A 23,820-nucleotide genomic window follows, 5' to 3' on the forward strand; every position below is an offset into this window, starting at 1 on the left:
GCGCAGCAAGCTGCGCTTTACGCTGTCTTCTCTTCCACTTCTGCGGCGAGTGCTTCGGCTCGGGCCGCCAACTCGGCCAGCGTGTCGGTCACCGCTTGCGGCACGACGGGCACCTCAATCCGTTCCGGCTCTGGCGCGCCCATGGTGCGCAGCCCTTCCAGTTCCGCCTCGCGTTCGGCCAGTTTGGCTTCGACCTCGGCCACGCGATCTTCGACGCTCGCCGTCTTGTCCGCCAGCATCAGACCCGCCATCAGCAGCATCCGCGCTTCCGGCATGCGCCCGGCCTGATCGGCCAGCACCTGCGCTTCGTCATCGAGCATCTTGGCTGCGGAGTGCAGATAGCTTTCTTCACCCTCCTGGCAGGCAACCTGAAAAGGGCGTCCGCCGATGTTGATTGTGACCTCAGGCATCTGCGTCCTCCTCTTCCGGGGCTTCGAGTTGGTCGAGCAGCGGGGTCAGCGCCCCGATTATGCTGTTGGCTTCGGCCACATCTGCAGCGCGGGCAGCCCGCAGACCTTCAAGCTCGGCCATCATGGATTTGTTGATCAGGTGCGCTTCCCCGACGCCTTCCTCGTTCGCTGTGCGCAAAGCGGCGTTCGACTCGCGTAACTGCTCGTTCGCCTTGCGCAGCCTTTGGAGTTCAAGGTCCAATTCCTGCACCCGGGCTTGCGCCGCATCGGCATTGGCCTTGGCGTCGGAGGTGGCAGCTTCTTGCCGTTCGGACAGCTTGCGCACCCGCTCCGTCAGCTGCGCGTTCGCAACACGCTCATCATCCAAGGCTGTTTGCAAGGCCGCCGTGTCGTCGGCCCCTGCCGTGTCCAGCCCCTCAAGGCCGGTGGCGATCCTGTCCATCGCGGCGGTCAGCCGCTGCTGCAATCCGTCGATATCGCTCATTTCCTGTGCCTGTCCCCTTTTTCCTCGCGCATGGGCGCAATGGTTCCATCCGCCCGGACTGTTCGAATCGATTTAGCGTCCGGTTGGGCTTGAGTTTAGCCAAAGAGGTATGGAAATGCGCCCCCCTTTGCGATCAACCACTTGCAGGGCGGCTTTGATGTAGCAAAACGCCGCTTGCCGTTAGATGCCCCGATTTGCTTGGGCACAGCGCCTTGATCTTTGGTCTTTGCCTGATATGCAGCCTCAAACCAAATTCCAAAGGACGAGCAATTCCGTGGATCTGACAGCCCTTCGCACCGCCCATCCCGACCACTGGTCCAAGGCCACCGCCATCCGTGCCTTGACCCTTGATGCCGTGGCCGCCGCCAATTCCGGCCACTCAGGCATGCCCATGGGGATGGCCGATGTGGCCACCGTCCTGTTTGAAAAGCACCTGAAATTCGACGCCAAGGCACCGGACTGGCCCGACCGCGACCGGTTCATTCTGTCTGCCGGTCACGGCTCAATGCTGCTTTATTCCCTGCTGCACCTGACCGGCTACGAGGATATGACCCTTGAGCAGGTCAAGAACTTCCGTCAGTGGGGCGCGATCACTGCAGGCCACCCGGAATATGGCCACGCCAAGGGAATCGAGACCACCACTGGTCCACTGGGCCAAGGCGTTTCGAACGCTGTGGGCTTTGCCATGGCCGAGGAAATCCTGCGCGCCCAATACGGCAAGAAGGTTGTCGATCACTATACCTATGCCATCGCAGGTGATGGATGCCTGATGGAAGGTGTCAGCCAGGAAGCCATCACGCTTGCTGGCCGTCACCAACTGGGCAAGCTGATTGTCTTCTGGGACAACAACAACATCACGATTGATGGGCCGGTATCGCTGGCAGACAACACCGACCAGCCGCAGCGCTTCAAGTCTGCGGGCTGGGCCGTGATCGAGATTGACGGCCACGATCCGGAGGCAATTGACGCCGCGATCACCAAGGCGAAGACACAGAAAAAGCCCACCATGATTGCCTGCAAGACGCATATTGCACTGGGTCATGCGGCACAGGATACGTCCAAAGGCCACGGCGCGTTGACCGACCAGACGCAGTTGCAGGACGCCAAGGCGGCATATGGCTGGACCACCGGACCGTTCGATGTGCCCGCCGATGTCAAAGCCGCGTGGGAGGCCATCGGCACCCGTGGGGCCGAAGCGCGCGCAGCCTGGGAAGAGCGGTTTGCCTCCATCTCAGGTTCAAAGCAGGCGCAGTTCAACCGGACCCTCGCCCGTGAGGTGCCCAAGAAGCTGTCGGCTATCATCAAAGCGTTCAAAAAGCAGATGTCGGAAAGCGCGCCCAAGTTGGCGACGCGGGCGGCATCTGAAAAGGCACTTGAAGTCATCAACCCGGTGATGCCTGAAACCGTAGGCGGCTCGGCTGACTTGACCGGATCGAACAACACCAAGACGGGCGATCTGGGTGTGTTCGACACCGACAACCGTGGCGGTCGCTATGTGTACTGGGGTATCCGTGAGCACGGCATGGCCGCCGCAATGAACGGCATGGCCCTGCATGGTGGCATCCGTCCGTATGGCGGCACGTTCATGTGCTTCACTGACTATGCCCGCCCCGCCATGCGTCTGGCAGCCCTGATGAAGATCCCAACAGTGTTCGTTATGACCCATGACAGCATCGGCCTGGGCGAAGATGGTCCGACTCACCAACCGGTCGAGCATCTGGCCATCAGCCGGGCCACGCCCAACACCATGGTGTTCCGCCCCGCCGATGCGGTGGAAACCGCTGAAAGCTGGGAACTTGCGCTGTCATCCACTGAAACGCCGTCGGTCCTGTCCCTGACCCGTCAGGGCCTGCCGACAGTACGCACAGAGCACAAGCTGAAGAACATGACGGCCCAGGGCGCTTATGTGCTGGCTGAGGCCGAAGGTAAGCGCCAGGTGATTCTGATTGCCTCGGGTTCAGAGGTCTCTATCGCACTCGAAGCCCGTGAAACCCTGCAAAGTGCCGGTATCGGTACTCGTGTCGTATCCATGCCCTGCATGGAGTTGTTTGCACAGCAGGATGAGAGCTATCGCCGCAAAGTCTTGCCTGCGGGAGCCGCTCGTATCGGCATCGAAGCAGCGGTGCGTCAGGGCTGGGATCGTTGGCTGCTGGGCGAACGTGGCAAGGCCAACAAGGCCGATTTTGTGGGTATGGACGACTTTGGCGCATCCGCACCTGCCAGCGTCCTTTTCGAAAAATTCGGTATCACGGCGGAAATAGTGGTCAAGAAGGCAAAGGCGCTTATATGAGCGAATGAGTGCCGTTAACGCCCCGGTTGAAATTTTGTGCTGTTCTTAGTGTCTCAGGTGTGGAAACTGGCACACACGTATTTGGAGAGTGAGCGCAAACAATAGGGCACGCGTGATTGGCATATTGATCATAGCCACGATTCTGGCCGCCGGTGGGGCAATAACAGCTTTGGCAATGGGTGCCAGTTGGTGGGTTGCTTTGCTTGTCTATTCGCTCGGCGGGGCGGCTTTGACCGTTGCCATGACGATGCTTGTTTCGCTTAGAAAAGATGCGTGTGATCCAGCCCTACCCATGTCTTCTGCGACAGAACCCCAGGATTCGATGGTAGACGCCAAGATCAGTCCCAAGCCGCACGCGGAAACGGTCTGACATCAGATCGTCCGCGCCAGGAAAATTGTACTTAGCTTAAGGATCAGGCGCGCGAAAGCGATGCAGATACACCGCGCCAGATCGGCGTGATGATCTTTTCCCCAACCGGGATGAGTACAAAGCCCATGGCAAGGCCCAAGATTCCATCAACACCAGCCTTGGTGATCCAAGACACGAAGCCCGACGCCCCCTCGACCATGGCTCCCGCCGATTTGCCGAGGCCATAGATTATCTCTTCCGGTGTGTGCCAACCCATTTCTGCCAAGCCGTGCACAATGATGGACCCGCCAACCCAAAGCATGGCCGCCGTACCAACGATTGTCAGCAGTTTCATAAAGCCTGGCATCACCTTGACCAGCCCACGTCCCAGCGCCCGTGTAAGGCCAAGGCGACCATTGTTTGCCATGGCAAGGCCTGCGTCGTCCGCCTTCACGATCAATGCAACCGATCCATAGACCGCCACCGTGATCATAATGGCCACAGCCGCCAGCGTCGCGGCTTCCATCCAAAAGTTGCTTTCGGGGATTGCAGCCAGTGAGATCGTCATGATCTCCGCCGACAGGATAAAATCGGTCTTGATGGCACCTTGGGCCTTCTGCTCTTCCAGATGCGCCGGGTCTTGAACTTCAGTCTCTTTGCCTGGGTAATCATCGTGCCCATGGCCCCACCCCAGCACATGCGCCACCTTCTCCGCCCCTTCGAAACACAAATAGGCTCCGCCCAGCATCAGAAGCGGCGGAATGGCCCAAGGCGCAAAGTTGGCCAGCAGCAGACCGATGGGCAACAGGAACACGAGCTTGTTCTTGAACGACCCCTTGGCGATACGCCAGATGATTGGCAATTCGCGGTCAGCTGAAAAGCCCGCAACGTATTTCGGCGTCACCGCAGCGTCGTCGATCACAGCGCCAGCCGCCTTCGCCCCGGCCTTGGCTGCCTGCCCAATCACATCATCCACTGATGCGGCCGCCACTTTGGCGATTCCCGCAACGTCGTCCAAAAGAGCCAAAAGTCCGCTCATTTCGCCCGTTCCCTCGTTTTGTCCTTACGTTAGCGCATAACACAGTGTGGCGGTTCCGCATACTGTTAGCGCGAACTGCATACAATGGAACACGTTTATCGCTAACACTCTGATTAATATTCTCTTTTCCCCTTCTCTCATTGCGGCGCAGCGGCTATCACGCTCGCGACATTCAAGCTGCCCCAGCGGAAGGACGACCGGAAACATGACCATCAAAGTCGGAATTAACGGGTTTGGACGCATTGGGCGCTGCACCCTCAGCCATATTGCAACGTCGCTGCGCAACGACATCGATGTGGTGGCTGTGAACGCAACGGGGCCGTTGGAAACTGCCGCCCACCTGATCAAGTATGACAGCGTGCACGGTCGTTTCCCAAACGAGGTGAAACTGACCAACGATACGATAGATCTGGGCCGTGGACCGATCCGCATGATGTCCACCTACGACATGAATGATTTGGACTGGACCGGCGTGGACGTGGTGCTGGAGTGCACGGGCAAGTTCAACGACGGCGAAAAAGCCAGGGTCCACATGGACCGCGGCGCCAAGAAAGTGCTGCTGTCGGCCCCAGGCAAGAACGTGGACAAGACGGTTGTCTTCGGCGTGAACGACGAACAGCTCGCCGCCAATGACCGGATGATTTCCAACGGGTCCTGCACCACCAATTGCCTTGCCCCGCTGGCCAAGGTTCTGGATCGCGCTTTTGGCATCGAACGCGGTGTGATGACCACGATCCACAGCTACACGGGCGATCAGCCGACACTGGACCGTCGCCACGACGATTTATACCGGGCCCGCGCCGCGGCGATGGCAATGATCCCGACGTCAACCGGTGCCGCCAAGGCGTTGGGGGAAGTCCTTCCGAACCTCGCGGGCAAGTTGGATGGCACCGCCATGCGCGTGCCCACACCGAACGTGAGCGCCGTGGACCTAACATTCGAAGCGGGTCGCGACGTCACCGTCGAAGAAGTCAACGCCGCTATGGCCGAGGCTGCAGCCGGCCCCATGGGTCGTGTGCTAGCCTATGATGACGAACAGAAGGTCAGCGTTGATTTCAACCACACCGAACACTCGTCCATCTTTGCCCCCGATCAGACAAAGGTGGTGGGCAACCGGATGGTGCGCGTCCTGGCATGGTATGACAACGAATGGGCGTTTTCGGTCCGCATGGCCGATGTGGCCGTTGCCATGGGTCGCCTGACCTGAACAACGCGACAGGTTGCAAGCATCGGGTGGGGCTGTCACAACAGCCCTGCCCTTTTTCTTTGTGACGCAGCCCCATGACCAACCGCATCGCTCTTGTCCTTGCCCTGCTGATCATCGGCGCGATCACCCTGGATGTGATGCTGTATGGCATGGAACACCTGATTTTCCTGGGCAAGAAATTCGCTGAGCTGCTGGAGTGGATCGCCTTCTGGCGCTGACCCGTGCCCGACATGTCGCACCGATTTGACCGGCATCCCCGGTTGACAATCGCGCCGCTTTGCATTTGTTAGCGGTAACGGCGCACCCCTCAAGTTCGGGGCCGCGTTCAGACATCATTCTGACACCAGACATGGGGGATACCATGGCCATTAAAGTTGCAATCAACGGGTTCGGGCGCATCGGGCGCAACGTGCTGCGCGCGATCGTCGAAAGCGGTCGGACAGATATCGAGGTGGTCGCGATCAACGACCTGGGCCCCGTGGAAACAAATGCACACCTGTTGCAATATGACAGCGTGCATAGCCGCTTCCCTGCCACCGTGACGGTCGCGGGCGACAGCATCGACGTTGGCAACGGCCCCATCAAGGTCACAGCAGAGCGCAACCCGGCCGATCTGCCCTGGAGCCATGTGGACATCGTGATGGAGTGCACAGGCATCTTCACCTCGAAAGAAGCCTGCCAGGCACATTTGGAGAATGGCAGCAGCCGCGTGCTGATCTCGGCCCCCGGCAAGAATGCCGACAAAACCATCGTATATGGCGTGAACCACGACACACTGTCAGGCGACGATGTGGTTGTGTCGAACGCCTCGTGCACGACCAACTGCCTGACGCCCGTGGCAAAGGTCCTGCACGACCAGTTCGGGATCAAGCGTGGCTTCATGACCACCGTGCACAGCTATACCGGCGACCAGCCGACGCTGGACACGATGCACAAGGACCTCTACCGCGCCCGTGCAGCGGCGCTGTCGATGATCCCCACCTCGACCGGGGCAGCCAAGGCCGTTGGTCTGGTCATGCCGGAACTGAACGGCAAGTTGGACGGTGTGGCGATCCGCGTCCCCACACCGAACGTATCCTGTGTCGACCTCACGGTTGAGGTGAATGGCGACGTGACCGTTGAGCAGATTAACGCAGCCATGACCGAAGCCGCCGCCGCTGGCCCACTGAAAGGTGTGCTGGGCGTAACGGACGCCAAACTGGTGTCAATGGACTTCAACCACGATCCGCACTCGTCGATCTTTGCCACCGACCAGACCAAGGTCATGGATGGCAACATGGTCCGTATCCTGAGCTGGTATGACAACGAATGGGGTTTCTCGAACCGCATGGGTGACACAGCGGTTGAGATGGGCAACTACCTCTGACCTGTATCGCACCACAGATCGAAAAGGCGCCCCGCACGGGCGCCTTTTTTGTTTGCAGCCTCGGCCCCGCGACACAACGCAGATATCCGAGTGGCCACTCGATCTTTCCCGCTTGACGCGCCCCTGTTTCTAGCAGATCGTTTTTCGCGATGGTTCCCGGATGCCAACGGCTACCCGGGATGAAAAGGGAATACGGTGAGGATGCCAATTGGCGCCAAATCCGTAACTGCCCCCGCAACTGTGAGCGGTGAGCGACCCCGATGATCACCACTGAACGCCTGCGTTCGGGAAGGATCGGGCAAGCCCGGACCCGCGAGTCAGGAGACCTGCCATCATCGATGTAACTTCAACCCGGACGGGGCGTCCGGACAGGAGGCCATGATGGTTTTTGCGGAACACCCCGCTGAAAGTGACATGTCTGCCGTACGCCTCGAACTATCGCGGAGGGCGACATGGGCCAACCACCACAGAAGATCACGATATGTACATCCTGTCGGCACAAGGGCAGCAATTGCCGACCTGGCTATGAACTGATTGCAAAATTGCGCGCTGCGATTGTCGCGGCGGGCGACAGCATCACGGACGAGTTTGAAATCTCTGGCGTGGCCTGCATGGCCGGATGCGATCGCCCCTGCACCGTTGCCTATCACGGCACCCGCAAGGCCACGTACCTGTTTGGGGATATCGAAGCGGACACAGACATAGACGACCTCGTGGCATTTGCGCAGCAGTACGCACGGATAGACGACGGCTGGTGTTCATCCGTAAACCGCCCCGGAAAACTGCGCACATCGACACTGGCGCGTGTGCCCGCCGCCATCATCGCGCTGGAAGACAGCGACGTGCGTGTGTCATGAGCGCAGCGGACGTTATTGCCGAAAACGTCAGTTGGACACCACAGCGTGGCTCGGCCCCGCTGCTGAAACCGACCAGCTTTCACGTTCAGGCTGGGCAGGTTCTGGGTGTCGTTGGGCCAAACGGGGCTGGTAAATCAACGCTGCTGCGGATGATTTACCGCTACTACCGCCCTCTGACCGGGCAAATTCGCATCGCGGGCGAAGACATCTGGTCTGTCCCGCCGCGCATGGCCGCACAACGTGTGGCGGCGGTCTTGCAGGAACAGGCCTCTTCCTTTGGGTTGACCGTACGCGAGGTCGTGACGCTTGGCCGCACACCGCACCGCGCCGGGTTTTCCACTAGCGGCGCACGGGATGCCGACATCGTCGCAAGAACGATCAAGCAATTGCACCTTCAGGATTTTGCGGACCGGGACCTGGCAACACTGTCCGGTGGAGAACGGCAACGGGTCATGGTGGCCCGCGCGCTGGCGCAAGAACCCCAGGTTCTGGTGTTGGATGAGCCGACCAATCACCTCGATATCCGCCATCAACTGGAGGTCTTGGCCCTGATCCGTCAACTTGACCTGACCATCATCGTCTCACTGCACGACCTGAACATGGCCGCGCAGACCTGTGACGCCATCCTGCTTCTTGAGAATGGCCACACCAAGGGCTTTGGCCCTCCCGATCAGGTGCTGACCGAAGCACAGGTGTCATCCGCATTCCGTGTCGATGCGCGGCGCGAGCGGCTGAGCCCAAGCGATACCAGACATTTTTCATTCCATTTGCCGACGTAAGGACCCCCACAAATGAAACGCACACTCACGATCCTTGCCACCACCTTGTGCGCCACGGGCGCATTGGCGCAAACCACGGTTCAAAGCTGTGACCGCACCGTGACCTTCGATGCCCCGCCACAGGCTGCAATTTCGAACGATGTGAACCTGACCGAGATGATGCTTGTCCTGGGCCTTGCAGACCGGATGGTCGGTTACACAGGTATTTCGGGCTGGAAAACACTAGACGAAGAGATGACGGCGGGCATCGAAGCGCTGCCAGAATTGTCCGCAAAATACCCCAGCAAAGAGGTGCTGATCGGAGCAGACGCAGACTTCTTCTTTGCCGGTTGGAACTACGGCATGAAGGTCGGAGGCGATGTCACGCCTGAAACGCTCGCGCCCTTTGGCATCGACGTGTACGAGCTGACGGAAAGCTGCATTCACATCGGCGACAAAGGCGCGGCCAGCATGGACGACATGTACAACGACCTGCTGAAGCTGGGTGCGATTTTTGACGTTTCTGACAAGGCCGAAGCATTGGTCGCAGACTACCGCGCCGATCTGGAGGGGTTTACGGCGGAGCTAGAGCCACTTGAGGCGGCCCCCCGTGTCTTTGTCTATGACAGTGGTGAAGATGTGCCATTTACGGCAGGGCGCTATGCCATGCCCAACGCCCTGATCGAAGCAGCGGGTGGCGCCAACATCATGAATGACTTTGAAAAAAGTTGGGCCACCGTCGGTTGGGAAGCGGTGGTTGAGCGCAATCCCGAAATCATTGTGATCGTGAATTACGGTGAGGTCACAGCTGAGGAAAAACGCGTCTTCATGATGTCCAACCCCGCCTTTGCCGAGATTGATGCAGTCAAAAATAATCGCTTCGTCACCTTGGAATATGTCGAGGCAACACCGGGTCCCCGCAACATCAACGCGGTGAAGACGCTCGCCGCCGCATTCCGCGTGGAGTGATCCGCATGGAGAGAACCAGTGCAGCTGTAAAAAACCGCACTTTGACGCGCCCGTTCGCGATCATGGTGGGCTTTGCTGTTCTGGTCCTTTCCATTTCTGCAGCTATTGGCCTGGGTGCGATTCCGATCCCGATGTCGGTGGTCTGGGGCGTAGTCGCTAACAAGATATCGCCCGACTGGGTACCGGTGGTATGGTCTTCGGGGCGCGAGGCGATTGTGTGGGACATCCGCTTTCCCCGCGCGCTTCTGGCGTGTTGTGTCGGGGCCGGACTTGCAATGGTCGGGGCCAGCCTGCAGGCCGTTACACGCAATCCGCTGGCCGATCCCCATCTTCTGGGCATCTCTGCCGGAGGAGCCTTTGGTGCCATCCTGGCCTTGCTGCATACGGGTCTGTTTCTGGGCCTGCTCACCGTACCGCTTTTGGCCTTCCTTGGTGCGCTCGCAGCGACGCTGCTTGTGCTGGCGGTGTCCCAGTTTGCCTCGGCAACCAGCGCAGATCGTCTGATCCTCGCAGGTGTTGCCGTGTCCTTCATCGTCATGTCACTGGCCAACATGCTGATCTTTCTTGGTGATCCGCGCGCAACCCATACTGTAGTGTTCTGGATGCTGGGTGGGCTTGGCCTCGCCCAGTGGGGCCAGCTTGTCTTTCCATTTGCAATCCTGGTCGCAGGCGGCGCTTACCTGTGGCTCAACGCCAGCAACCTGAATGCCATGACCATCGGGGATGAAACAGCATCCACTTTGGGCATTTCGGTGGCTCAGTTTCGCCTCTCCGTTTTCGTGGTGGGCGCGCTGATCACCGGTGTCATGGTGGCCTTCTCCGGCATCATCGGTTTTGTTGGCCTGATGGTGCCACACATCGTGCGCCTGATCGTCGGGGGCGACTATGCGCGCGTTCTACCTGCTTCTGCCCTACTGGGTGCCGTGTTCCTGATCTGGGCCGATGTTCTTGCGCGCACATTCATGGCGCCCGACGAGGTGCCAATTGGCGTCATCACCGGGCTCATTGGTGGTGTCTTCTTTGTCTGGCTGCTGCGCAGGCGCGTGGGCTAGACGAAAGTGTCCTCGAAGAACGTGTCGAAAGATCCAGATCAACCGAACCGCTGTTCCAGCGCGTCATTCACAAGCGGTGTCACAAACTTGCTGACATCGCCCCCAAGGCGGGCGATTTCCTTGACCAGCTTGGATGCAATCGCCTGGTGTTCGGCTTCGGCCATCAGGAATACGGTTTCGATGCTGTTATCAAGCTGGCGGTTCATGCCGACCATCTGGAATTCGTATTCAAAATCGGCAACGGCCCGCAGTCCACGAATGATAAGCTGTGCTCCGACGTCACGAGCACAATCGATCAACAGGTTTTCAAAGGGATGGGCGACAATCTCGGTCCCCGTCTGCGCGCTCAACTTCGCGCATTCGGCCTCGATCATTGCCACGCGTTCTTCCAATGAGAACAAAGGCCCTTTGTCGCGGTTGATGGCAACGCCAATCACCAACCTGTCGACCATGGGACTGGCCCGCCGAATGATATCAATGTGCCCCAGCGTGATGGGATCGAAGGTGCCAGGGTAAAGGCCGATGCGCATTGGCGGCTCCGTCAGTCGTCTTGGCCGCAATGCAGCATTTCAGACACGCGATTGCAAGCAAACACGACGCAAGTGTCTGGTCAGTGGCCCATAATCATGCCTTGAAGCGCTTCCTTCTCCATCGACAGCTCGGTCAGCCGCGCCTTGACCACGTCGCCCAGGGTAATCAGCCCCACGAGTTGCCCGTCCTCGACGACGGGCATGTGGCGAAATCGGCCTTCCGTCATCTGGGCCAAGATATCGTCCGCCTTGTCGTCGCGCTGGCATGTCACCAGTTTCGAGGTCATGAAGTTGTCCACCGGCTCGTTCAGGATGGCTCCACCCCGCTTGGCCAGAAACCGCACGATGTCGCGCTCCGACAGGATACCCTCAGCGGTTAGCCCATCTGTTGAGACGACGACTGTCCCGATCCTGCGCTCGGCAAGGATCTTCGCCGCTTCGGACACCTGCGTGCCGGGTTTCACCGTAACAACAGCGTCATCGGATTTGGACTTGAGAATCTGGTGCACAAGCATGGATCTGGACCTCGTCAATACTGCGGCATAACCCAGCGTCTGCCGCCAAGGCCCTGTCTGTCAAGTGTACGAACGTCGCCCGGCGATCCACTGCCGGTTGAAATCTGCCCGTGAGCGCGACCGCTACGCGCTAAATTGGAAGTTGAGCGTATGCCTGCAAGCATTTGATTTTATTCACACACAGCCTTCAAGTCGCGCAATCTCGGACCGGACCCCTTGCACCAGAAGCTCGGCAAACGCGTTCAACCGTCGGTCACGGGTGTCAGACTGATGCCGGATCAGGAAAAAACTGCGCAACAGAGACATCTGGTCCAGAAGCACTCGGCGCAGACCAGATGCGAATGGCAAGGCAAAGTCGTGCACCACACCGACGCCCGCACCCTGCCGCAGTAGGTTCAACTGCACCGCGACCGAGTTGGACGCCAGTGCAACCCGTTCGACCCCGGCATCGGCCAGATAATCCAGTTCTCGATCAAAAATCATGTCAGGGATGTATCCAACAATCCGGTGTGACTGCAGGTCGGTCATCTTGGCCAGCGGCGCAGCACCCTCCAAATAGGTCTCACTGGCAGCCAGATGCAGCCGGTAATCTGTAATACGTTGCACCGTCAGCTGCCCCGCTGTCGGTGCACTTACGCCAATGGCCAGATCCGCCTCGCGACGGGACAGGTTGAACACCCGGGGCAAGGCAACGATCTGAATATCGAGCGCGGGGTGCGCTTTCCCCAAGGCGGCACAGACCTGCGGCAGCACGTAGTTCGCGCATCCATCCGGCGCACCGATGCGCACCTGACCGGTCAACCCGGTCTCAGCTTGGGTAGGCCCTGCCCCGGAAATCCCTTCCGTTGCGGCGCGCATGGCGGCCTCTGCGGTCTCTGCCCGCTCCAGCAACTGCGCCCCCGCATCCGTCAACGCATATCCCTGCGGAGATTTGCGAAATAGAACCACATCCAGATCCCGCTCCAGTCGCGCCACACGCCGACCCAAGGTCGCGGCATCCTTGCGGACATCCGTGGCGGCCGCCGAAAGCGTTTCAGCGCGCGCCACCGCCAGAAACAGGCGCAGATCATCCCAATGTGGCAGCATCAAAACCTCTTTCAGTCTGCAAAAATGCAAAATGGTTTTGCCTACTTGCCTCTTTTGCCAGATATTTTGCAAGACTATCCTGCCGCCAACTTCGAAACTCAACACCCCCTCGGGAGGACGCAGAATGCAGGAACTGACCCACTACATCGATGGTGCCCACGTCAAAGGAACATCGGGCCGTTTTGCCGACGTCATGAACCCCGCCACGGGTGAGGTGCAGGCAAAGGTGCCGCTCGCTTCGGCAAGCGAATTGGCCCATGCCGTCGACATTGCTGCCAAAGCGCAACCGGCTTGGGCGGCCACCAACCCGCAACGCCGGGCGCGCGTGTTGATGAAGTTCGTGACTTTGCTCAATCGCGACATGGAAAAGCTGGCCGAAGCGCTCAGCCGCGAGCACGGCAAGACACTTCCCGATGCGGCAGGCGACGTGCAGCGCGGCCTCGAAGTTGTCGAGTACTGCATCGGCGCGCCGCACCTGCTGAAAGGCGAATACACCGACAGCGCCGGCCCCGGCATCGACATGTATTCCATGCGTCAGGCGCTGGGTGTGACGGCGGGCATCACGCCATTCAATTTCCCCGCCATGATCCCGATGTGGATGTTCGCGCCTGCCATCGCCTGCGGCAACGCCTTTATCCTCAAACCGTCCGAACGCGACCCGTCGGTTCCCCTGATGCTGGCCGAATTGATGGAAGAGGCGGGCCTGCCCAAAGGTATCCTGCAAGTGGTCAATGGCGACAAGGAAGCCGTGGACGCGATCCTGCACCACGACGTGATCCAGTCCATTGGCTTTGTCGGATCAACCCCCATCGCGGAATACATCTATGCCACGGGCTGTGCGAACGGCAAACGCGTTCAGTGCTTTGGCGGGGCCAAGAACCATATGATCGTCATGCCCGACGCCGACATGGATCAGGCCGCCGATGCGCTGGTCGGTGCAGGCTATGGCGCAGCGGGCGAACGCTGCATGGCGATCTCGGTGGCAGTGCCCGTCGGCGACGAAACCGCAGACCGTCTGATTGAAAAACTGGTGCCGCGCATCGAAAAGCTTAAGGTTGGCCCCTACACCGCAGGCAATGACGTGGACTATGGCCCCGTTGTGACCGGCGCAGCCAAGGCCAACATCGAACGGCTTGTGCAAACCGGTATTGATCAGGGCGCCGAACTGGTTGTCGATGGGCGTGATTTCAAACTTCAAGGCTACGAAGAGGGATACTTTGTCGGTCCGCATCTTTTCGACCGTGCGACCAAAGACATGGATATCTACAAGCAGGAAATCTTTGGCCCTGTCCTGACAACCGTCCGCGCACAAACCTACGAAGAGGCCATCGGCCTTGCCATGGATCATGAATACGGAAACGGGACCGCAATCTTCACCCGGGACGGTGACACAGCCCGCGATTTTGCCAACCGAATCAACATCGGCATGGTAGGCATTAATGTCCCAATTCCCGTGCCATTGGCCTATCATACATTTGGGGGCTGGAAAAAATCCGTATTTGGTGACCTAAATCAACACGGTCCTGACGCATTTAAGTTCTATACGCGTACGAAGACAGTGACGGCCCGTTGGCCATCTGGAATAAAGGAAGGCGGAGAATTTTCGATCCCCGTAATGGAATAGCATGCCCATACGTTTTCGCATCATCCCGGACCGCGGCTTGGTCGTGGTCCGGTATTCAGGTTTCGTGACCATAGACGACACACTCGGTGCCACCCAAACCTATTTGGCCCACCCGCACTATGCGCTTGGCCAAAAGCAGTTGGTCGATTTCAGCAGCATCACCGACTATGAACGGGACTATGTTCGTTTCATGCAGATGCAAGCGACCAAAGTAGATCGCTTTGCCAACTCCGGCGTGCAATCGCTTGTTGTCTATATCGCACCAACGCAGATCAGTCAGGAACTGAGCGCGCTGTTCATTAAATCCTGGGACAACGTGGATGCGGTTGTGCCGATGGTGCAGCACTCGGAATCCGAGGCACTGACGCTACTTGGTCAGCCTGAAAAATCCCTTGATATGCTTCTGCCCCCGGTCGGAAAGCAGGCCTTGCAATAGTCCTGCAAACATCGGAATTTAACGTGCGTTCAATTCAAGCCATTGCGCTATGGGAGGCAGCATGGATTTCGCACTGACCGAGGAACAGACCGCAATTTTCGACATGGCCCATGCCTTTGGCCAGTCCGAGATCGCGCCCCATGCGCGCGATTGGGAAGCTGCTGGCACCATCCCCAAAGACCTGTGGCTCAAGGTGGGTGAACTGGGCTTTGCTTCGCTCTATGTCTCGGAAGATGCGGGCGGTGCGGGTCTGTCCCGGCTTGATGCAACGCTGGTGTTCGAGGCGCTGAGCATGGCCTGCCCATCCGTTGCGGCCTTCCTGTCGATCCACAACATGTGCGCCAAGATGCTCGACAGCTTTGCGGGTGACGGTCTGAAGGTCCGCGTGATGCCGGACGTCCTGAGCATGAACACCGTGCTCAGCTATTGCCTGACCGAACCCGGCTCTGGTTCCGACGCGGCGGCCTTGCGCACCCGTGCGGATCGCACGAATGAGGGCTACACCCTGAACGGCACCAAAGCGTTCATCTCTGGTGGCGGATACTCGGATGCGTATGTCTGCATGGTGCGCACTGGAGAAGACGGGCCAAAGGGCGTGTCCACAGTCTATGTCGAAGACGAAACCGAAGGTTTGTCATTTGGTGGGCTGGAAGACAAAATGGGCTGGCGCAGCCAACCCACTGCGCAGGTCCAGTTCGACAATTGCAATATCCCCAGCGGCAATCTGGTCGGAGAAGAAGGCCAAGGCTTTAAATATGCGATGATGGGCCTCGATGGCGGTCGTCTGAACATTGCCGCCTGTTCATTGGGCGCAGCCCAGACGGCTTTGAATGTGACGCTGGCCTATATGGGCGAGCGCAAGGCGTTTGGTCAGCCCATCGACCAGTTCCAGGGCCTGCAATTCCGCCTCGCGGATATGGAGATCGAACTGCAAGCCGCCCGCACTTTCCTGCGCCAAGCCGCATGGAAGCTCGACAACGGCGCGCCTGATGCCACCAAATTCTGCGCCATGGCCAAGAAGTTCGTGACTGACGCGGGATCCAGGGTCGTTGACCAGTGCCTGCAATTGCATGGCGGTTATGGCTATCTAGCGGATTACGGCATCGAAAAACTGGTCCGCGATTTGCGCGTGCACCAGATCCTTGAAGGCACCAACGAAATCATGCGCGTGATCGTGGCGCGAGACATGTTGAAGAACCGATGACCGACATCAAGCGCTTCGATTCGGACAAACGGATGAGCCAGGCGGTTGTGCACGGTCAGACCGCTTATCTTGCCGGGCAGTGTGGTACCGCCTTTGCACCGATCCAGACCCAAACACGCGAAGCGCTGGCCAAGGTCGATCATCACCTTGCCGCCATGGGCACTGACAAAACCCGATTGCTGTCCGTGACCATCTGGCTCGCCTCTATATCCGACTATGACGCCATCAACGAGGTTTGGGACGCATGGGTGCCCGCTGGTACCGCCCCCGCCCGGTCGTGCGGAGAGGTACAGATTGGTGGCGAAGGCTACGACATCGAAATCATCTGCACGGCGGCTTTGCCATGACTGACATCTCCATCCGTATCACCGGGCGCGCGGGCCGGATCACCTTGCAGCGTCCCCAAGCGCTCAACGCGATGACCTATGAGATGTGCCTCGCCATCGAAGCGGCATTGGACGCATGGCGCAGCGATGACAGTGTCGAAGTGGTGGTGTTCGATGCGATCGGCGACCGCGCCTTCTGTTCGGGCGGTGACATTGCCGAACTCTACGAAACAGGGACTAAGGGCGACTATGCCTACGGCCAAACATTCTGGGCCGACGAATACCGACTGAACCACAAGATCTTTCACTATCCCAAGCCGGTGGTCAGCTTCCTGCAAGGGTTCACCATGGGCGGCGGGGTCGGCATTGGCTGTCACGGGTCACACCGCGTCGTGGGCGACAGCAGCCAGATCGCCATGCCAGAATGCGGCATCGGCCTTGTTCCGGATGTGGGTGGGTCGCTGATGCTCTCCCTCGCCCCGGGTCGTTTGGGGGAGTACTTGGGCACCACGGCGGCGCGGATGAATGCAAGCGACGCGATCTTTGCTGGCTTCGCCGACCACTACGTGGCCGAAGCACACTGGCCCGCACTGATAGCCACGCTTGAGGCCACGGGCGACACATCCTGCATCGCTGCTGCCGCCACGGATCCGGAGCGCGGACCACTTCAACAAGCAATGCCTGACATTGACAGGCATTTTCATGGCGCGTCACTCAGCGACGTGCTGACCACGCTGCGGGACGAGGACAGTGACTTTGCTCGCGATACACTCAAGCGCATGGGCCGCAACAGCCCCCTCTCCATGGCCTGTACCATCGAAGCCCAGCACCGCCTGCGCGGTCCATCGCTGACCTTGGACAAGGCGCTGGACCTTGAATACCGTTTCACCGCGCGCGCAATGGAGCATGGTGACTTCCTTGAAGGGATCAGGGCGGCCATCATAGACAAGGACCGCACACCGAAATGGCAATATGCCGACGGCGCGGTCCCGCCCGCCGCGGTCAGCAAGATGCTGATGCCGCTTGGGGACATGGCACTCAAACTGGGAGGAACGGGCATGAAGATCGGATTTGTTGGGCTGGGCAACATGGGTGCCCCGATGGCCGCGAACCTTGCGAAGGCCGGGCATAGCGTGACCGGGTTCGACGTGGCCGGAACCACTGCCGAGGGCGTCACGAATGCCCCAAGCGCTGCTGAGGCCGCTACCGATCAGGACATCGTCATCACGATGCTGCCCAATGGCGACATCCTGCGCGCCGTCGCCGCCGAAGTGATCCCCGCGATGAAACCCGGCGCAACTCTGATCGACTGCTCGACCGTTGATGTGGAAAGCGCGCGTGCGGTCGCCGCACAGGCAGATGCTGCCGGGCTGGGCTCTGTCGACGCACCCGTCTCTGGTGGCATCGGCGGCGCTGCTGGTGGAACACTCACCTTCATGGCGGGCGGCAGCCCAGCGGCGTTCGACGCCGCCAAACCACTCTTCGACATCATGGGCCAGAAGGCCGTGCATTGCGGCGATGCAGGCGCCGGTCAGGCGGCCAAGATCTGCAACAACATGATCCTCGGCGCGACCATGATCGCCACCTGCGAAGCCTTTGCCCTGGCCGACAAACTCGGACTTGACCGACAAAAAATGTTCGATGTGGTCAGCACATCCTCGGGCTATTCTTGGACAATTAACGCCTATTGCCCTGCCCCGGGTGTCGGCCCGCAAAGCCCCGCGGACAATGGCTACACCCCGGGCTTCGCAGCGGAACTGATGCTGAAAGACCTCGGGCTGAGCCAGCAGGCGGCAGAGGCCGTCGACGCGGACACCCCGATGGGTCAACGCGCGCTCGAACTCTACCGCCAGTTTGTCGAAAACGAGGATGGTCTGGGCAAGGATTTCAGCGCCATGCTACCCCGGTTCGAAACCCGCGGGCGCGGCTGATTGCTATTTCCCCACGGTGATCAGCATTAAGCCTGCGAAAATCACAAAGACAAGGAACAGGGCCACGATGATCAGGGCTGGATACCCCCATGTGGCAATGGCCAGCCCCCATGCGACCACCAAGGCCAGTATGCCCAGCAACACGTAAAGCTCCGGGCCAACCACGGCAGAGAACATGGTGCGCGCGGCATCCGATATTTTCTGCATCCCGGCTCGGATAAAACCCAACTGTCGCGCAGCGTTGGTGTTTGTCGTGGTCATGTTTGGTCTGCTCCATCAAAGGTTTCCCATCAGATAGGAGGCTTGGAACCGCATTGAATGCGGCATTCTGACCAAAACAATCGGACTTCCCTGCGTCGCCCTTCACGCGACACGGGAGCCGAACGTGCACGATGCGCAACGTTTACCAGCCTTGCCCGATTGGCGGCTTATACAGCAACTGAAGAACGGTTCAGGACCCGGGCAGGCTCACTTCCCCGCCTGAGCTTTCCTTCACCTTCACATCCATCGGCGCACCTTCCACATTAATGTCGCCCCCGCTGGAGGCGCGTGCGAACAAGGTCTCGGAGACATGGATTTCGATGTCCGACCCGCTTGAGGCGCGTGCATGGACGTCCCGGCATTCCAGATCTTCACCATCAATGTCCGACCCACTGGAGGCCTCGACCACAAGGGACCCGCAGGAGCCGCGCACGTCCAGGTCCGAGCCCGAACTGGCCTTGAGGAACACCGTTTCGGTGTCCAACCCGTCAATATCGACATCGGCACCACTGCTGCTCATCGCTTCGAACGCATCGGTAAACGTGCCTGATACTTCGACATCAACCCCGCGACTGCCAATGATCGACGTCAACTCTGGCATATGCACCGTGACGGTATAGTAATCGGCCATCCCCATGAGGATCATCGACGACCCACCCTGGCGTTTGATCGACAACGTGTCGCCGTCCTGTTCCACCACCAGCCGACGTTCGCGCGCAGTGCCAGAGACATCGGACACAACGCGGTAGTCCGAGCCTGAAAACACCCGGACCGTCACACCATCAGCGGCGATTATCTTGGTAAAACCTGAAAAGTCATGAACTGTTTCGCGAGCCGCCAGCGGGGTGGCCAAGGCAACCACACAGACAGCAGGCACGACGTACAAAGGTCGTCTCATCTTCACTCTCCCGATGTGAATACGAAGATGAGATGGTGTTAATCAGATTAACATTCAAGACACCTGAGCCTATTTACTCTGCTGCCACCCTGCGCTGTGCCAGCATCGGCTTCAGGTACCGGCCGGTATGGCTCTCGGCCACCTCCGCCACTTCCTCCGGCGTACCGGTCGCAACAACCTGACCACCACCATCGCCACCCTCTGGGCCAATGTCGATGATATGGTCAGCGGTTTTTACGACATCCAGATTGTGTTCGATCACAACGACCGAATTGCCCTGATCCACCAATTCATGCAGCACTTCCAAAAGCTTGCGCACATCTTCGAAGTGCAGACCGGTCGTCGGCTCATCGAGAATATAGAGCGTCCGGCCCGTCGACCGTTTCGACAGTTCCTTCGACAGCTTTACCCGCTGCGCCTCGCCCCCGGACAGGGTCGTCGCCTGTTGGCCCACCTTGATGTAGCCCAGCCCCACGCGCATCAGCGCATCCATTTTTTCACGGATCGACGGCACGGCCTGGAAAAACGTCTGGGCATCCTCAACCGTCATACCCAGTACATCGGCAATGGACTTGCCCTTGAACTTGATCTCAAGCGTTTCACGGTTGTAGCGCGCGCCTTTACACGTCTCGCACTCGACATAAACATCCGGCAGGAAGTGCATCTCGATCTTGATGACACCATCGCCCTGACAAGCCTCGCACCGCCCACCCTTCACGTTGAAGGAAAAACGCCCCGGCTTATAACCACGCGCCTTGGCCTCCGGCAGTCCCGCGAACCAGTCGCGGATTGGGGTGAATGCCCCGGTATAGGTCGCAGGGTTGGACCGCGGAGTGCGCCCGATGGGGCGCTGGTCGATGTCGATCACCTTGTCCAGATGCTCCAGCCCCTTGATCGTCTCGCAGGGCGCAGGTGTCTGGCGCGCACCGTTCAGCGCCATGGACGCCGTCTTGAACAGCGTTTCAATTGTCAGCGTGGACTTGCCCCCGCCCGACACGCCCGTCACGCAGACAAACTTGCCCAAGGGAAAGTCGACAGTCACGTTCTGCAGATTGTTGCCCGTCGCCTTGACGACAGTGACCTTCTTTTTGCCCTTCTTACCCTTGCGACGCTCTGTCGGCACCGCGATCTCGCGCTTGCCAGACAAGTAGTCGCCGGTGATGGACCCGCTGGCGGCCAGCACATCCGGCGTCCCATGCGCCACGACCTGCCCGCCATGCACCCCCGCACCCGGGCCAATGTCGAAGACATAGTCGGCCTCGCGAATGGCCTCTTCATCATGTTCCACCACGATGACAGTGTTGCCCTGATCCCGCAGGTTCTTGAGCGTGCCCAAAAGCCGGTCATTGTCGCGCTGGTGCAGGCCAATCGACGGTTCGTCAAGCACATACAGAACGCCGGTCAAACCGGACCCGATTTGGGAGGCCAACCGAATACGCTGGCTCTCTCCCCCGCTCAGCGTGCCACTTGAACGTGACATCGTAAGATACTCAAGACCAACGTTATTCAGGAACCCAAGCCTCTCGCGAATCTCCTTCAGAATGGCCCGCGCAATCTCGTTATTCTGGTCCGTCAGATGCTCCGGCACGGTCTGACACCAGTCAAAGGCCTCGCGGATCGACATCTCGACCACCTGCCCCACATGCAGCAGCCGTTCGGGGTCATCACGTGGCCCGATCTTCACCGCCAACGCTTCGGGCCGCAGGCGGAACCCGCCACAATCGCCACAAGGACGGTTGTTCTGGTACCGTTCGAACTCTTCGCGAATCCAGTTCGAATCCGTCTCGCGATAGCGGCGCTCCATGTTGGGGATCACGCCCTCGAACACGCGCGTCACCTGATAAACGCGCCCGCCCTCATCATAACGGAACGGGATCTCCTCATCACCGGAGCCGTAAAGGAACACCTGCTTCACATGCGCTGGCAGATCCTTCCACTTGGTCTGCGGGTCAAACTCGTAGTGGGCCGCAATCGCCTCAATGGTCTGCAGGAAATACGGCGATTTCCCCTTCCGCCACGGTGCCAGCGCCCCGTCATAGACCTTCAATGTCTGGTCCGGCACCACCAACCGTTCGTCAAAAAACAGCTCGTGCCCCAGCCCATCGCAGGACGGGCACGCTCCAAAGGGCGCGTTGAACGAAAACAGACGTGGCTCAATCTCGGGGATCGTGAAGCCACTGACAGGGCAGGCAAATTTCTCGGAAAAGGTCGTGCGCTCGGGATCACCTTCGCTCGGCGCAGTCTCAAGGATCGCAATCCCGTCGGCCAAATCCAGCGCCGTCCGCAGCGAATCTGCTAACCGCGTCTCCAGCCCCTCGCGCACCACGATCCGGTCCACCACAACGTCGATGTCATGGCGAAACTTCTTGTCCAATGTCGGCGGCTCGTCCAACTCATAGAACGACCCGTCCACCTTGACCCGCTGGAAACCCTGCTTGCGCAGCTCCAGGAACTCCTTGCGGTACTCACCCTTCCGGTCGCGGATGATGGGGGCCAGAAGATAGGCGCGCGTCCCCTCCTCCATCGTCATGATGCGGTCCACCATGTCCTGCACCTGCTGCGCCTCGATCGGCTTGCCAGTGGCAGGCGAATAGGGCGTGCCGACGCGGGCAAAGAGCAGACGCATGTAGTCGTAGATTTCAGTCACAGTGCCAACAGTCGATCGAGGGTTCTTCGACGTCGTCTTCTGCTCGATGGAAATCGCGGGGCTCAGGCCCGAGATGTGATCCACATCCGGCTTCTGCATCATGTCCAGGAACTGACGCGCGTAAGCCGACAGTGATTCCACGTAGCGGCGCTGCCCCTCGGCATAGATCGTGTCGAAGGCCAGCGATGACTTGCCCGACCCGGAAAGCCCAGTGATCACAACCAGTTGGTCGCGCGGGATATCCACGTCGATGGACTTGAGGTTGTGCTCGCGCGCGCCACGCACCTCGATATTCTTCTGCTCGGCCATATCAGCCCCCCGGATTAACGGTTTGTACATAGGTCAGATGGCCGAAACAGCCAATGAAAAAATGAGAACATGTCGTGAACATGTCGCTTACTGCCGAATGGTGTCAGTACGCCGCCGCGTCGCCATCCACGCATGGACCGCAATCCCGCAACCAAAGACGGCGACGCACGTCCAGACCAACCCCGGAAAGCCAGCTATACCCAGCACGGCCAACAACACGGGCGTGCCCAGCGTGTTGCCCAGATTGCCGGTCTGCGCCAAGCCACCATAGGCTTGGGATTGGTGGGCGGCAGTCCGGTTCAACTGCGGCACAGCAGCAAAGCTTGCCCCCTGCACCAGCCCCAAGGCTCCTGCCAACGCCAGGCACGCAGCGGGCAAGCCCGGCGCGGCCCAAAGCCATAACAGAGACAGGATGCACAGCACAAAACCAATCTGCACCAGCATGATCGCAGACATGAACCGCATCGCAAAAACGCCCAGCGTCAGGGACACGGCAATCGAGGTCAAAGGCATCGCCCCCATGACCCAAGCCCGCCATTCCTGCGCGATGTAGGGCGGCAAAACTGTCAGGATCGCCAGAAAGCAAAACGTATAGAACAACCAACCGGCCCCCGGTGCCGCAATGCTGGGGGAACGGTAGATGGTCACGTGATCGCGCAAGATGCCCCGCAGGGACAAAGTACCCCCTGGCGGCACCTCAATTGGGTGCAGGAACACACCAAGGGTAACCGCGAAAACGGCCAGCCAAATGGAATGAGCGACGAACAACGCAGGCACTCCCATCGCATCCACAAGCGGCAGGCCAAGGGCGACCAAAAGGGTGAAGGCGACGGAAAAGAACGTACTCCACAGTGTCAGGGTAAAGCCGCGATGCCGCTCGGCACTCAGCTGCGCGATAAGCGTAGGCGCGGCAACAACCATCGCCAGATGCGACACGCCCTCAAGCGCACGGCTCACCAGCATCAAGGGCAAGCTCGGCAAAGTCGCCTGATAAAGTGACAGCGCCGCACCCGCCCAAAGCGCCCACAGCATCGCCCGCCGATACCGGATGCGCGCGACAACCAGGCCAGCCACGACGCCCAAAAGGATACCCAGAAATCCAACAAGAGACACGGTGAACCCAAGCGCTGCACCAGCATCAGGATAAACAGCGGGCAGCCTGTCAAAGATCACCGAGATTTTGGCATACTGCCCCGCAGCGCCCAACCCCGCGCCCCAGAGAGCAAAGACGAGCGGGAATGAAGTGCGATCAGTCATTCCCGACGCTCATCA

At 59.5% G+C, this 23,820-nt stretch carries 23 protein-coding genes, 1 pseudogene and 1 riboswitch; of the genes and pseudogenes, 14 read left to right on the forward strand and 10 right to left on the reverse strand.

All coding sequences use genetic code 11. The features are described from left to right. Positions 1-17: 17 nt before the first annotated feature. Complete coding sequence (locus Q1A51_RS01545) at positions 18-410, reverse strand: cell division protein ZapA (RefSeq protein WP_299206483.1); 393 nt, start codon at positions 408-410, stop codon at positions 18-20. Continuing rightward, a complete protein-coding gene (locus Q1A51_RS01550) occupies positions 403-894 on the reverse strand; it encodes a hypothetical protein (RefSeq protein ID WP_299602988.1) in 492 nt (163 codons plus the stop codon). Before Q1A51_RS01550 ends, Q1A51_RS01545 begins: the two co-directional genes overlap by 8 nt. Positions 895-1,168: 274 nt before the next feature. Between Q1A51_RS01550 and tkt the strand changes: the two genes are divergently transcribed. Then, a complete protein-coding gene (gene tkt / locus Q1A51_RS01555) occupies positions 1,169-3,184 on the forward strand; it encodes a transketolase (RefSeq protein WP_299602991.1) in 2,016 nt (671 codons plus the stop codon). Positions 3,185-3,597: 413 nt separating this feature from the next. Here tkt and Q1A51_RS01560 read toward each other — a convergent pair whose 3' ends face one another. Continuing rightward, on the reverse strand, positions 3,598-4,572 hold the full coding sequence (locus Q1A51_RS01560; protein ID WP_299602994.1) for a DUF808 domain-containing protein: 975 nt from the start codon (positions 4,570-4,572) through the stop codon (positions 3,598-3,600). A 205-nt stretch (positions 4,573-4,777) separates the two neighbouring features. On the opposite strand from Q1A51_RS01560, the gene gap (Q1A51_RS01565) reads away from it, so the two are divergent. The 7 genes from gap (Q1A51_RS01565) (at position 4,778) to Q1A51_RS01595 (ending at position 10,781) form a co-directional block, all read left to right on the forward strand. Next, the gene (gene gap, locus Q1A51_RS01565) at positions 4,778-5,779 is read left to right on the forward strand and encodes a type I glyceraldehyde-3-phosphate dehydrogenase (RefSeq protein ID WP_299602997.1); all 1,002 of its coding nucleotides are present in this window, start codon (positions 4,778-4,780) and stop codon (positions 5,777-5,779) included. Between the two features lie 74 nt (positions 5,780-5,853). Next, on the forward strand, positions 5,854-5,997 hold the full coding sequence (locus tag Q1A51_RS01570) for a hypothetical protein (RefSeq protein WP_299602999.1): 144 nt from the start codon (positions 5,854-5,856) through the stop codon (positions 5,995-5,997). A gap of 143 nt (positions 5,998-6,140) precedes the next feature. Further along, the gene (gene gap, locus Q1A51_RS01575) at positions 6,141-7,145 is read left to right on the forward strand and encodes a type I glyceraldehyde-3-phosphate dehydrogenase (RefSeq protein ID WP_299603002.1); all 1,005 of its coding nucleotides are present in this window, start codon (positions 6,141-6,143) and stop codon (positions 7,143-7,145) included. Positions 7,146-7,278: 133 nt separating this feature from the next. Continuing rightward, positions 7,279-7,494, forward strand: a riboswitch (cobalamin riboswitch). A gap of 103 nt (positions 7,495-7,597) precedes the next feature. After that, complete coding sequence (locus Q1A51_RS01580; RefSeq protein ID WP_299603005.1) at positions 7,598-8,002, forward strand: DUF1636 domain-containing protein; 405 nt, start codon at positions 7,598-7,600, stop codon at positions 8,000-8,002. Continuing rightward, positions 7,999-8,781 carry an ABC transporter ATP-binding protein gene (locus Q1A51_RS01585; RefSeq protein WP_299603010.1) on the forward strand — a complete coding sequence of 261 codons (783 nt, stop codon included), beginning with the start codon at positions 7,999-8,001 and terminating at the stop codon, positions 8,779-8,781. Before Q1A51_RS01580 ends, Q1A51_RS01585 begins: the two co-directional genes overlap by 4 nt. 12 nt (positions 8,782-8,793) lie before the next feature. Beyond that, positions 8,794-9,729, forward strand: coding sequence for an ABC transporter substrate-binding protein (locus tag Q1A51_RS01590; protein ID WP_299603013.1), 936 nt, complete (start codon positions 8,794-8,796; stop codon positions 9,727-9,729). 5 nt (positions 9,730-9,734) lie between these two features. Further along, positions 9,735-10,781, forward strand: a complete 1,047-nt coding sequence (locus Q1A51_RS01595) for an iron ABC transporter permease (RefSeq protein WP_299603016.1) — start codon at positions 9,735-9,737, stop codon at positions 10,779-10,781. A gap of 38 nt (positions 10,782-10,819) precedes the next feature. Here Q1A51_RS01595 and coaD read toward each other — a convergent pair whose 3' ends face one another. The 3 genes from coaD to Q1A51_RS01610 all read right to left on the reverse strand — a co-directional run bounded on the left by coaD (position 10,820) and on the right by Q1A51_RS01610 (position 12,912). Further along, positions 10,820-11,311 carry a pantetheine-phosphate adenylyltransferase gene (gene coaD, locus Q1A51_RS01600; protein ID WP_299206508.1) on the reverse strand — a complete coding sequence of 164 codons (492 nt, stop codon included), beginning with the start codon at positions 11,309-11,311 and terminating at the stop codon, positions 10,820-10,822. 80 nt (positions 11,312-11,391) lie between these two features. Further along, entirely contained in the window at positions 11,392-11,826 is a 435-nt protein-coding gene (locus Q1A51_RS01605) for a CBS domain-containing protein (protein ID WP_299206510.1), read from the reverse strand. A 174-nt stretch (positions 11,827-12,000) separates the two neighbouring features. Continuing rightward, positions 12,001-12,912 (reverse strand): LysR family transcriptional regulator, encoded by a 912-nt coding sequence (locus Q1A51_RS01610; RefSeq protein ID WP_299603021.1) that lies wholly within the window; start codon positions 12,910-12,912, stop codon positions 12,001-12,003. Positions 12,913-13,036: 124 nt separating this feature from the next. Here Q1A51_RS01610 and Q1A51_RS01615 point away from each other — a divergent pair, with 124 nt between their 5' ends. The 6 genes and pseudogenes from Q1A51_RS01615 to mmsB all read left to right on the forward strand — a co-directional run bounded on the left by Q1A51_RS01615 (position 13,037) and on the right by mmsB (position 18,433). Then, entirely contained in the window at positions 13,037-14,536 is a 1,500-nt protein-coding gene (locus tag Q1A51_RS01615; RefSeq protein WP_299603024.1) for a CoA-acylating methylmalonate-semialdehyde dehydrogenase, read from the forward strand. 1 nt (position 14,537) lies between these two features. Further along, positions 14,538-14,972 carry a hypothetical protein gene (locus Q1A51_RS01620; protein WP_299206516.1) on the forward strand — a complete coding sequence of 145 codons (435 nt, stop codon included), beginning with the start codon at positions 14,538-14,540 and terminating at the stop codon, positions 14,970-14,972. A 61-nt stretch (positions 14,973-15,033) separates the two neighbouring features. Beyond that, the gene (locus Q1A51_RS01625) at positions 15,034-16,176 is read left to right on the forward strand and encodes an acyl-CoA dehydrogenase family protein (protein WP_299603028.1); all 1,143 of its coding nucleotides are present in this window, start codon (positions 15,034-15,036) and stop codon (positions 16,174-16,176) included. Continuing rightward, on the forward strand, positions 16,173-16,523 hold the full coding sequence (locus Q1A51_RS01630; RefSeq protein WP_299603031.1) for a RidA family protein: 351 nt from the start codon (positions 16,173-16,175) through the stop codon (positions 16,521-16,523). Before Q1A51_RS01625 ends, Q1A51_RS01630 begins: the two co-directional genes overlap by 4 nt. Next, a pseudogene (locus Q1A51_RS24305) lies at positions 16,520-17,527 on the forward strand (enoyl-CoA hydratase/isomerase family protein); the annotation flags it as partial. The gene Q1A51_RS01630 and the pseudogene Q1A51_RS24305, both read left to right, overlap by 4 nt. Positions 17,528-17,560: 33 nt before the next feature. Next, the gene (gene mmsB / locus Q1A51_RS24310; RefSeq protein WP_366869743.1) at positions 17,561-18,433 is read left to right on the forward strand and encodes a 3-hydroxyisobutyrate dehydrogenase; all 873 of its coding nucleotides are present in this window, start codon (positions 17,561-17,563) and stop codon (positions 18,431-18,433) included. 3 nt (positions 18,434-18,436) lie between these two features. Here mmsB and Q1A51_RS01640 read toward each other — a convergent pair whose 3' ends face one another. From Q1A51_RS01640 to Q1A51_RS01655, 4 genes are all read right to left on the reverse strand, one after another. After that, a complete protein-coding gene (locus tag Q1A51_RS01640) occupies positions 18,437-18,694 on the reverse strand; it encodes a hypothetical protein (RefSeq protein WP_299603035.1) in 258 nt (85 codons plus the stop codon). Between the two features lie 190 nt (positions 18,695-18,884). Continuing rightward, positions 18,885-19,592 (reverse strand): head GIN domain-containing protein, encoded by a 708-nt coding sequence (locus Q1A51_RS01645; protein WP_299603038.1) that lies wholly within the window; start codon positions 19,590-19,592, stop codon positions 18,885-18,887. Positions 19,593-19,665: 73 nt separating this feature from the next. Further along, entirely contained in the window at positions 19,666-22,548 is a 2,883-nt protein-coding gene (uvrA, locus tag Q1A51_RS01650) for an excinuclease ABC subunit UvrA (protein WP_299603041.1), read from the reverse strand. Positions 22,549-22,635: 87 nt separating this feature from the next. Continuing rightward, positions 22,636-23,805 (reverse strand): MFS transporter, encoded by a 1,170-nt coding sequence (locus tag Q1A51_RS01655; RefSeq protein ID WP_299603044.1) that lies wholly within the window; start codon positions 23,803-23,805, stop codon positions 22,636-22,638. Positions 23,806-23,820: the final 15 nt, after the last annotated feature.

The sequence above is a fragment of the uncultured Tateyamaria sp. genome (assembly GCF_947496075.1).
Lineage (GTDB): Bacteria > Pseudomonadota > Alphaproteobacteria > Rhodobacterales > Rhodobacteraceae > Tateyamaria.